12 protein-coding genes are annotated in these 10262 nt (G+C 44.7%); 7 read left to right on the forward strand and 5 right to left on the reverse strand.

The window, feature by feature from the left end; genetic code table 11:
• From HMPREF9439_RS13340 to HMPREF9439_RS05640, 3 genes are all read left to right on the forward strand, one after another.
• On the forward strand, window positions 1-213 hold a 213-nt coding region (locus HMPREF9439_RS13340; protein ID WP_040603463.1), incomplete at its 5' end, for a hypothetical protein.
• A gap of 823 nt (window positions 214-1036) precedes the next feature.
• Complete coding sequence (locus HMPREF9439_RS05635; RefSeq protein ID WP_008864091.1) at window positions 1037-1381, forward strand: type II toxin-antitoxin system RelE/ParE family toxin; 345 nt, start codon at window positions 1037-1039, stop codon at window positions 1379-1381.
• Between the two features lies 1 nt (window position 1382).
• Complete coding sequence (locus tag HMPREF9439_RS05640) at window positions 1383-1682, forward strand: helix-turn-helix domain-containing protein (RefSeq protein WP_008864092.1); 300 nt, start codon at window positions 1383-1385, stop codon at window positions 1680-1682.
• Window positions 1683-2186: 504 nt separating this feature from the next.
• Here the strand turns inward: HMPREF9439_RS05640 and HMPREF9439_RS13555 are convergent.
• Entirely contained in the window at window positions 2187-2702 is a 516-nt protein-coding gene (locus HMPREF9439_RS13555) for a Fic family protein (RefSeq protein ID WP_087941995.1), read from the reverse strand.
• Here HMPREF9439_RS13555 and HMPREF9439_RS05650 point away from each other — a divergent pair.
• A complete protein-coding gene (locus HMPREF9439_RS05650) occupies window positions 2701-3315 on the forward strand; it encodes a type IIL restriction-modification enzyme MmeI (protein ID WP_342340266.1) in 615 nt (204 codons plus the stop codon). The genes HMPREF9439_RS13555 and HMPREF9439_RS05650 overlap by 2 nt on opposite strands.
• Window positions 3316-3920: 605 nt before the next feature.
• Here the strand turns inward: HMPREF9439_RS05650 and HMPREF9439_RS05655 are convergent.
• Window positions 3921-4997 (reverse strand): Fic family protein, encoded by a 1077-nt coding sequence (locus HMPREF9439_RS05655; protein ID WP_008864097.1) that lies wholly within the window; start codon window positions 4995-4997, stop codon window positions 3921-3923.
• Between the two features lie 192 nt (window positions 4998-5189).
• On the opposite strand from HMPREF9439_RS05655, the gene HMPREF9439_RS05660 reads away from it, so the two are divergent.
• Window positions 5190-5870 (forward strand): DNA-binding protein, encoded by a 681-nt coding sequence (locus tag HMPREF9439_RS05660; protein WP_008864098.1) that lies wholly within the window; start codon window positions 5190-5192, stop codon window positions 5868-5870.
• 134 nt (window positions 5871-6004) lie between these two features.
• Here HMPREF9439_RS05660 and HMPREF9439_RS05665 read toward each other — a convergent pair whose 3' ends face one another.
• Entirely contained in the window at window positions 6005-6754 is a 750-nt protein-coding gene (locus tag HMPREF9439_RS05665) for a hypothetical protein (RefSeq protein ID WP_040603464.1), read from the reverse strand.
• Window positions 6755-6756: 2 nt separating this feature from the next.
• On the reverse strand, window positions 6757-7446 hold the full coding sequence (locus tag HMPREF9439_RS05670) for a hypothetical protein (protein WP_008864100.1): 690 nt from the start codon (window positions 7444-7446) through the stop codon (window positions 6757-6759).
• A gap of 244 nt (window positions 7447-7690) precedes the next feature.
• Here HMPREF9439_RS05670 and HMPREF9439_RS05675 point away from each other — a divergent pair, with 244 nt between their 5' ends.
• Together HMPREF9439_RS05675 and HMPREF9439_RS05680 are read left to right on the forward strand one after the other, a co-directional pair.
• A complete protein-coding gene (locus HMPREF9439_RS05675) occupies window positions 7691-8224 on the forward strand; it encodes a site-specific integrase (RefSeq protein WP_157645840.1) in 534 nt (177 codons plus the stop codon).
• Complete coding sequence (locus tag HMPREF9439_RS05680; protein ID WP_008864102.1) at window positions 8221-8985, forward strand: hypothetical protein; 765 nt, start codon at window positions 8221-8223, stop codon at window positions 8983-8985. The genes HMPREF9439_RS05675 and HMPREF9439_RS05680 overlap by 4 nt, the downstream gene beginning before the upstream one ends.
• A 463-nt stretch (window positions 8986-9448) precedes the next feature.
• On the opposite strand, the gene HMPREF9439_RS13200 is transcribed toward HMPREF9439_RS05680, so the two are convergent.
• Window positions 9449-9691 carry a hypothetical protein gene (locus HMPREF9439_RS13200; protein ID WP_157645841.1) on the reverse strand — a complete coding sequence of 81 codons (243 nt, stop codon included), beginning with the start codon at window positions 9689-9691 and terminating at the stop codon, window positions 9449-9451.
• Window positions 9692-10262: the final 571 nt, after the last annotated feature.

Genomic DNA, 10262 nt, shown 5'->3' on the forward strand with positions numbered 1-10262 from the left:
TTAGCAACGAGACTGGCAACTTCTGTTCTTTTTAATATTCCGCAGCCGGGCATTTGCTGCCGCCGTCGGACTTGTCAGAAACGGAAAAAACAAAAGGACCGGTTTCTTCCGATCCTTCCGAAAAATATTTCTATTTTTATTGACCTTGACTTGCTTCGGGTAGGTCTCATGCACTTGTGGTCTTGGTTCGTCTTTCGAGAGACTCCTGCATGAATTACTTGCCACCTAGTTAGGTGCTCGAACACACTAACTCTAGTGCGGTACCGCACTGGTCGCCATTCCCATCCCGGCAGTCTCGGGGTAGGGGTCTGAAGCATCATTCCCTCACAAGATGCTATGGCGAAAGCCCAGTTCGCTGCGAACCAATCATTGAGAGGTGGTAAGGCTCTCGAAAGGTCCTCCAGACTTGACCTAGGTTAACAATCAGTCAAGAAAGAAACTGGCCCCACGGAAGCGGCAAATTAAATCGCCGAAACCGTCTTCAACAGTGTCGCGGTTATCGGATATCGCGCGGAGAATTCGGGCTGTTGAAGGTCAAAATCTTATCATCAATCTTTCTGATAAGGATGGGTTTATTTGTTTTTGTTTGTATATATACAATGTATTATAAGTAAATTTACCCTTTTAATCCTCCGGCTATTTTAGCGCCCCTTAATTTTCAAAAGGGCGCCTCGTTTTCTTTTTGAGCAAAGTTCGTCAGAAACTCAACAAGTCTGGTAGGATTTTTGAATAGGTATTATTTTTTCAAAATCGTCAAGATAGCGCACTCAATCAAAACCAAATTTGCTCTCACGCTGATTTCTGCTTAACCATCCTACCAGTGCTAGTCGGCTGGCGGAAGCTCCCGTTTATCGAGAATAACGCGTACGAGGTCAGTGCACTCAGAGTGTGTTTAATCCCAAGAACTTGCAACTCCGGCACGATCCGTTTTGGAACTAAGGTATGTCTCTCAGTTCATGCCTGATCTGCGCTCAACGCTAGAAAAATATACCTTATAGGCTATAATTAATCCAACCATTCTTAGTGAGATTTTATCGTGTGGTCTGTCATAACCCGCCCTCTGTTTGATCTTTGGTTATCAGAGCAGGACGAAGAAATAAGGGTCAAAGTTTTAGCCGGGCTTTCTTTGCTAGAGGATTATGGCCCTAACTTGGGACGGCCGTTTGTCGATACCTTGCAGAATTCCAAACTTAGTAACCTAAAGGAGCTCAGGGTGCAATGCAAACGTCATCCAGTCCGTGCTTTCTTCTGCTTCGATCCGGAGAGAAAAGCCATCGTACTTTGTGCGGGAGATAAATCAGGCGACAAACAATTTTATAAACAAATGATTCCTTTGGCCGAAAAGGAATACGAAGAGTATCTGACAGAAAACGAGGTTTAACATGAGCACTTTAAAAGAACTCATCAGCAAAGAATCCCCTGAAGTTCAAAGAAAAATTAAAGAACAGAGGGATCAGTACATCACAGAGTACTCTCTGTTTAATCTGCGTAAAGAATTAGAGGTTTCTCAGGCAGAATTAGCCGATGCGCTGCATATCAGTCAGCCCTCCGTCCAAAGAATCGAATCCAGGGGACTCGACACTAAGTTACGAACATTAAAAAAATATGTCGAGGCCTTAGGAGGAGAAATTTCTTTGCTCGTTAATCTTCCTTCCGGGGAGGGCAGAGTGTACCGTTTGTAAAAGCGTGTATTTAGCTGCGTTGCATAGATCTCAGAGTTGGACAGAGTTCGCTAGTTGACTTCCTCCCCTCCATAAATGAAGAGGATTCCTACCGCTTCTCCGACAGCCGTAGCTTAATGTCGAAGTTGCCTCGGCGGGTTTCTGCTTCAGCGGGATTGCCCAAAGGAGTACAGCTTGGTTTTTGCACGTTCTCCAAAAGGAGTTTCACGTGCGTGGACACAACCGTATACTCCTTCAGGTCTCACATCTCTCCACAGACTTCACTTCGGGACAGCCCGCCCCTAGATCTGAAAAGATAAAGCCAGTTTAGCATAGCCAGTCCTTCGGACTGGGCCCGTAAAGCACCGTTATAAATAACGGTGCTTTACGGGCCTAGCTGGTAAGCGCTCTGTCCAACTTCATACCAAACCGCCACCTTCTCCTCGGCTGCAGTGAGAGTTGTCGTATTGAATGATGTGCCGTGTCCCTATCTGATCTATTTCGTTATCTTTGAAAAAGTCTTATTTATTCAAAATTCCAAGATGGTGCATCCGTGATTTGGTACCTAACCGCCCTCGCTTTGCCGGACGAAAAGATCCTGCCCTCATCTATCAAGCGTCTCAGGTGAAATCGGATCGTTGAACGCGGCGTCTTCAGTGCCTTTTCAAGATCACTGATACCCATTGAATCTCCGCTGCTTAATAACTTCAAAATCGAAAGAGAAAGTTCCGGAACGCCGGCTAACAGATGCTCTTGAAAAACCTTCGACTCAAGCACTTTCATTTGAGTCCAAAGACTATTCAGAAAATAATCAAAAAACGGACGCCAATCCGGAGATTCTTTTTCCAGTGAAAGTTGGGTTTTCCGAAGCGCCAGATAGTAGGAAGCCTTGGATTTTTCGATTACGGACTCAAGGGACGAGTACGGTACATAGTCAAAGCCGCTTCTAAGAAGAAGCAGTGTCGTGAGAAGCCTCGATAATCGTCCGTTTCCGTCTTGGAACGGATGAATCGCAAGGAATGAAACAACAAAAACCGCGATAAGCGAATCTTCAAAAACTCCTTATCGATTCACAAGTCCTCGCCAGCCAAAAACTACTTATCTCCTGATTCCTATCGTATCTTCTGAAAATCGAAGATATATCCCCGTTGGATATGTCAGTAAAGACATTATTACAAACAATGCAAATTTCACGATCAGTAATGCCTCTTTGTACACCCTCGGAGTACTAACTTCCTCAGTTCACATGGCCTGGATGCGTACAGTGGCGGGAAGGCTGAAAAGCGACTACCGTTATTCAAATACTATCGTCTATAACAATTTCATTTGGCCGAAGGTTACTGAAAAGAATAAGTCGCAAATTGAAAAAACGGCACAGATGATTCTCGATGCACGCGCAAAACACCCTACGATGTCTTTAGCCCAGCTCTATGACGAACTGACGATGCCAGAAGATTTAAGAAATGCTCACACAGCAAACGATAAAGCCGTCATGAAAGCTTACGGCTTCAAGCCATCCATGACAGAACCTGAGATAGTTGCCGAGTTATTCAAACTCTACGAGGTAAAACTCAAAGAACTCGAACAAGAGGAAAAGAAAAAAGAAGAGAAATCGAAAGCAACGGAAAAAAGCCGCTCCGGCAAGGCTAACTAGACCAAATACGACTCAGCCCGCGCTGACAACACGGGCTGGGTCAGTCCTATAAAGTGTCGAGACAGTCCAATCCTCTCCATCATTTAGGAGGATCATCGCACCCAACACAATCATCCGGACAAGAGATGTCAATCTTGATTACAAGATCATCTTAACAAATATTCGCTCTCCGCAAGGATTTCAAGTTCAAACAAAAATAATTTAATATATTCGATTGTATCTTTTATATTTTATTTTTTGATAGCCAGAACAATTTCAATAACGCGTTTATCTGCTGCTGTCAGGACAGCCGAAAATTTCCAATTTTCGACCGAGCAACAGCGAGGTGCTGATGCATTTTGGCGTCTAGGTCTTTAGAACAGACACCAAAATGCGATCCTGCCTTAGTTCTTTTTTGAGCTTGTTTTATTTTCACTGGGAGCTCTAACCGCTCCACTTAACCCCAAGCGCAGTTGTCTTATTTTTTCAAAAGGAAGCTTCATCCTGGCCCAGTTTTTAAGTTGGTTCAAACCAACTTTTTGAGAAGATCGATGTCGACCGTTTCGTTCAAGGCACCCGACTTTCCGATAAAAAGTTTATACGTATAAACTTTGAAAAAGTGTTATTTATTCAAAATTAAAGTCCGAGGTCTTTTTGATCTGATATTTGACTGCGCTCGCTTTTCCGAAAGAAACGATTCTTTCATCTTCCAAAAGGCGCTTCAAATGAAAGCGAATCGTCGAGCGCGGTACTTTCAGGGCCTTCTCCAGTTCAGCAATACCGACAGGTGCCCCGTTCTCCAGCAACTTCAAGATAGAAAGCGAAAGTTCTGGGACTCCGGCCAAGAGGTGCTCTTGAGATACTTTCGACTCAAGCACCTTCATTTGAATCTGAAGACAGCTCAAAAAGTAATCAAAGAAGGGGCGCCAATTCGGATGATCTTCCTCCATCGTCATTTGGCTTTGCCTGAGATTCAGGTAATAAGCAGCTTTAGACTTTTCTATGACCGACTCGATGGAAGAGTAAGGCACATAGGCAAAACCACTCCTGAGTAACAGCAGCGTCGTTAGAACCCTAGACAACCTCCCATTGCCGTCTTGGAAAGGATGGATAGCAAGGAAAGCTGTAATGAAAACAGAGATGAGTAAAAGCGGGTGGTAGACGCGCCTCTCGGTCTCTTCGTTGTACCAAACGACTAACTGCTGCATTAAAAACGGGGTCTCAAACGGTGTCGCGGTCTTAAAGACAACCCCAACCACCTTCCCGTCTTTCATTGCCGCTACCGAGTTTTCTACCGTTTTATAGCTCCCCATATGGCGCACGTCTTTATCGCTCAATCGCAAAAGAGAGGCGTGCAGCTGCTTGATGAGATTTTCCGACAGCGGCATATCTTCCCACGAGGAGTAGATCAAGGAAAGCGTATTTGCGTAGCCGGCGACCTCCTGCTCATCTCTGCTGGCAAATGATTGTTTTCCGATGTTCCCTAGGAGTTCTTTAATCTCCGCGTTGCTTAAAGAATTTCCTTCTATACGCGTAGAAGACCCAATGCTCTCAATCGTGGCGACTTTCTGGAGATGAATCAATCTTTCCGGAGCGAGGTTTCCAAAAGCCGTCCACGCTCCCTTGAACTGGTCAAGTTTGGACAACAAATCAACTTCAGCGTGAGAGTATCGAAAATCAGAAAGGTCGAGATTTAACTTCATGTTGCGCAATACTTGTTCAATATTTGTTTAATATTGCTCAATTTTTGCGCAATATATAAAAAAGTTCAACCGGGTGGCGCCTCCTTCTAGTCGTCTTGAGAGCTTTTCTTTTAAAACAAAGGAAAACTTACCAAATTAGAATATAATATGATTGATTGTATCTTATATATCTTTTAATTGAGGCTCTTTGTCATGCCGAAACCGCCCTTCGTTGCCAAGGAAAACGTCGAACGTTTCATTCTTTCCTTCGTTCATGAAAATAAAAAACTCCCGACTATGGCCGAGATTCGTAATCACTTCGGCGGCGGGAGCATGAATCGGTACTCAGAAATCCTCAAAGGGATGAATATTTCTGCACCGGAAAAGAAAAGCCCTTTGACGCTGGACCCGCTTGAAACCAGTCAGCTCATGGCCGGAATCATCCCGTTCTTCGAGCAAAAGATGGCCAGACTCGTCAAAGAGCGAACAGAAAACGATCGGGACCTCCGACTAGCTTCCGTTGATGCTCTCGCAGAGATGCAGAAAAAGTACGAAGAACTCGAAGAAGCAAGCAGAGAAAAAGAACTCCGATTTACCGTAACGCTTAAGGATCAAGAGTCCCGTTTCATTTCCGAATTGAAATCACTGACCCAGACCGCAGCCGAAGAAAAAGTACAGCTTCAGGCTGAAATTCAAGTCCTTCGCGAAAAACTCCAACAAGAACGGGAGAGGATAACTTCCGTCGTTTCCGAAAACCAAAAGGCTGCTCGCTTTTTCTCTACCCTTGAAGAATTTGCTGGCAAGAAGCTAGAAGATAAGGACTTAATTAAACTGCGCAACTACCTGGCCCGACAAGAAAGTAGCGGTCGCTATTACTCCAGAGTGTTTTCGTAGCAGTTTAAAACTGTTGAGGTCGGTACGTGATTAAACACAGCCATGGGCAATAAAAACGATCCTTCGTCGTAAAAAGAGGCCTTCCTATCGGAAGGCCAAATTTTCACTACTTAGGTACACACTATGAGAATTCTTTACTCTCCAGATAAACACCTCCACATTTCTCTTAAATCTTTTTGATTCAACTCAAGTAAGGCCATAGGTTTAATCGTCATTGCTTTGTTGGTCGCCCGCTCCGATGCCGAGACAAAATGCCTAGCGAAGCCATCTTCTCCAACGTCTTTCAGCAGTCGGAACCTTCTAAGTTCATCCGAAGTCAGAGAGCAGTCCGGTTTTTCTCCACAAATCAAAATCAATTTAACCGCGACTCCGACCCCTTTCTGACATCCTGTCGTAAAGTTCCGGAAAAGCAATATTTGATACTCATCGGAAGAAAGATTTTTTTGCTGTGCTAACCGCCCTATTCCGCGATTCAGATAGATGTCGTCTCTTATTGAAAGTTTTGGCATCCGTCCATTTTCGATACCTCTAAGGAAGCTCAGAAAATTGCTCGCACGGTCTGTATTGACCACGTCGGCTTTGCACGTCTTTTGAATAAAATCAACCACAAACTTACTGTATGCGCAGAGCCTACATTCCCGCGGAACTGACTCCGGAACATCTGTCTGCAGAAATACCTTAACGTCGTAGAACTCAAAAAGCTCTGAGTAATGATTATCAAAAATGCTTTTTGCAAGGGCGTCATCAATCATCTCGCTAAGGCGTCTTTGACTGACCACACGTTCCAGAAAACTCTGATCATCAGAGGCAACATTGAAAACCGAAAATAAAAAATTCCACTTAGCATCGTTCCCCGGATCAGTTACTCGAATAGCGAGTTTCATGATCACTCCTCCGGCAGCGCCAGTATCTCCTCGAGAGTCAGCGGACAATCCAAATGGTATCCGAAGCATTTTCCTCCGAGTTGCGGGGTCATATCGTCCATGACATCGATCATGATCAATCCAATGACGGTTCTTTTCAGCTTGGACGTGTTCATTATGAAGTCTTTAGCTTCAACGCAATTGCTTTCGGCAAAACTAAGAAGCTCTTCTAAGTCCCAGCCCCAACGCTCTGAGACCTCATCCCAGACTTTACCAATCTCCTCAACTCCAACTTTCTCGTAAATCTGATCTGCCGTGAGCGGTTTACGAGGAAGCTCCGACTCCACCTTAGCTACAAACTTGAGCCTAGCCTCCACAACTTGCTTATCCCACTCACTCAGAGCCTCTTCATCTTCTGTATCCGGAGCGGAAGGGAGTTTTTCTACGCAGGATCGAAACAGAGGGAACTCATATTTGGAGAAGTTCTCATTGGCCACAAAAGCAGCCTTAACAAAGTTGTCGAAATCATCAACTTTGTTGTTAATCATCACCTCAAATAAATCAAGCCGAACAACCATGCTTTTAATGGCTCTTTTGATGAGTTTTTTTGTCAAAGGAACTTTTTCCGACAAGCCACCATACGAAAGCTGCACTTCAGCGACAAATTTGTTGTTTTCACGAACAACATTTTGAATCCAAACCCACTCTCCCATTTTTCTCTCCTCAATCTCTTTCCGATGGTTGCTCAACCTGTTTCTGAATGATTTCAATCGTAATTATTCGGAGTGGACAATAAAAGATTAGAGTTGCTCTTCATTGTCCACGCCACACGAGCTCACCTGGAGTCATCTGCCTTAGCACCCTAACAGGGTGCTCGGAAAGAGGGCGCCGCCCTCTTTCAATCTCCGGGGCAGGGACAAGCGGCGTCCCTGCACCGCCGAGCAGGTTCAGCTTGTCATGAACCACCAGACCCCAAAGATGGCGTTCTCCACAGAGCTGGCTTATCGCTGCGGATTGAGAGCCCATGAACTTCTAACCATTGAGCGTACTTCGGATAAACGCGCCGACAAACGTTTTTACGCCGACGGCAGGGAAAAGAACCTAAGCTCAAAATTTGACGGAATGGGTGACGGAGTTCGCTATGTCGTCACAGGAAAAGGAGGCCTCACCCGTGAAATTTTCGTTCCGAAGGACTTGGCAATACAACTCGAACAACGAAGGCTTCCAGAGCCTATTCGGGTGCGGGACAGAGGCGTGTTCTATGTTCAGAAGTACGACCTGGCCGGCGGTAAAAAATTTACCGACTCGTTTGCTAAGGCGAGTGAAAGGGCGCTCGGGTGGTCCACCGGAGCACACGGTTTACGTCACTCCTATGCTCAGGAACGCCTTAAAAATCTAACAAAGAACTATGACTACGAAACGGCTAAAGAAACAGTCTCCCAAGAGATGGGGCACTTTAGGCCGGACATTACGGACGCTTATTTGCGATGACGGACTTTCTTGTATCTATTGCCGGGTGGCTGGGCGAGTTTCTTTTAAACTTTTTTGACTTTGTCTTCTTCCTAGCATTCCTCCTCTGTCTTTTTATCTGCCTTGGGCATGCTTTTGGCTATTCCATCCTCTCGGGGAAGGCGCAGAGAAGTTTAGGACTGGTTTTTCTTTGCGTACTCGCCTCCATCATCCTATTTCCTACCGTCGTTTTCTATTACATGATGGACATCAAACAAGGATATTCATTGAGCCAGACCTATTCGATGATCCTTGATGCAAACGAGGTAACAAAGGCCACTTTCTTTTCAATTGCCATTTCTGCAGCCCTTCCTGCTCTTCTCATCGGATATTGGATGAACCCAAGTCTTGATCTGCCTGACATCAAGAAAATCGCTGAAGAGAAGGCTTCCGGACTTTTGGAACGCTGGAAGGAACGGACGCTGTATGACCAGGAACGAAAAACTTCAGAATTAGAGCAAAGAAGCCAACAGATCAAAGCTGAAGAAAAATCATTGAAAGAATTTGAGATAAAGCTCCGAGAGTACAGTCGCGAACTATCCGAGCAGCATACCGAACTTGACTCGGAAAAAGCCAAGGCACAAAACATGATTGCACAGGCTGAGGCCGCGATAAAAGAATCAGAAATCCGGGTCGAGGAGCTGTCTAAAAGCAACCTACAGCTAAAGAATCAGATTCAAAGATTGATACCAAAGAGCAGGCAATACTCAGAAATGAAGAATTTCGTTTTGACTCATATGTGAAAAGAAGAGGACCGGCAGACATTCCTTCAATGGGACAAGAAATGCCTCGAGGATGTTTCCGAAGAAATTCGTAAGAACCGAAAACGGAAGAAAGCGTGGCAAGAAATTAAAATCCAAAACTCTCCGGAAGACTAAATCTCGAGGATTGGCCGTGGCGGGCCGGTCGGCGCCGTGAATTTTTCCGGCGCAGAATAAAGCTAAAGCCGTCTAGCCCTGTGACGAGGGCGAAACGGCTTTGACAAGGGAGAACGTTATGGCGTGTCATAACATTCTTGCCTGCATTTTAGCATTCGTGAGGAGACACCGTCGGTTCTTTTTGAAACTGATAGTTGCGCTCCTGTTGATGCTGACTTGCTAGCGTGAAAGAGCCTGCCCGGGTAACCGGGCAGGACACGTTAGCCTCAATCAGCAAAGGCTCGAGCAACTAGGGAGTTGAAACTGCTGCAAGGCGCAACGGTTATTTCTAATACATATGAGTGTTACCCATCAGCAGGATGTTCGACTTGTTTCCGACGGCCTCTCCCATCTGCTTACAAGTTTCTTTCGGTTTCTCGAAAACGTAACCCTGCTTGGCCCACTGATTTAAAACAGCAATCTGGGCGACGGAATTCAGGTACTTATCCTTCGGCTCCAGCCACAAGCGCATACAAGCACCTTTAATAACGGCAGTATAGATAGTGTCAGTAATGCGAGCCTGAGGCAACACAATAACTACTGTCTCCTTCTTTTCTGCCCCTTGATGGGCAGTTATCGACGCCGGACTAAACGATTTCAGATCCTGTCCGAGAGCTTTAATTGCAGTATTTGGTGCCGCGAAAGCCAGAGAAGCCGCACACATAAGGGGCAATAGTAGTAATTTTTTCAATTTGTTCCTCCTGAAGATTTTTGAGTACTTTTAGATTATCGCCTAGTTACTCTCTCAGCTATGGAAAGTCACTTTACTCAACATAATGGCTTGTTATGTTGAGTGTGAAATGCACTGTGACAGCATAACCCCGCCGTTTTTAAAGACTTTAACGGGTTTTTAGAGAGTTTTCTGGTCTTTTTGTACAGTGTTTACTGTATAAATCATTTTTGAATTAATAATACTTTTTCAAGAATTACTTGCAAAAGCATTGATTCGTACAGTAACTATGAGAAAAAGACCACTTATTTATGACTTCTGAAACAAGAGGTCTTATTTCTTCATATGTACACCCTTCAAAATTTTACGGAGCTTTAATTGCTTCCTGGAGATTTTTATTAAATAAAAGAATCACAATTCGACGAACTATAGA

It is taken from the genome of Parasutterella excrementihominis YIT 11859 (assembly GCF_000205025.1).
Classification (GTDB): domain Bacteria; phylum Pseudomonadota; class Gammaproteobacteria; order Burkholderiales; family Burkholderiaceae_F; genus Parasutterella; species Parasutterella excrementihominis.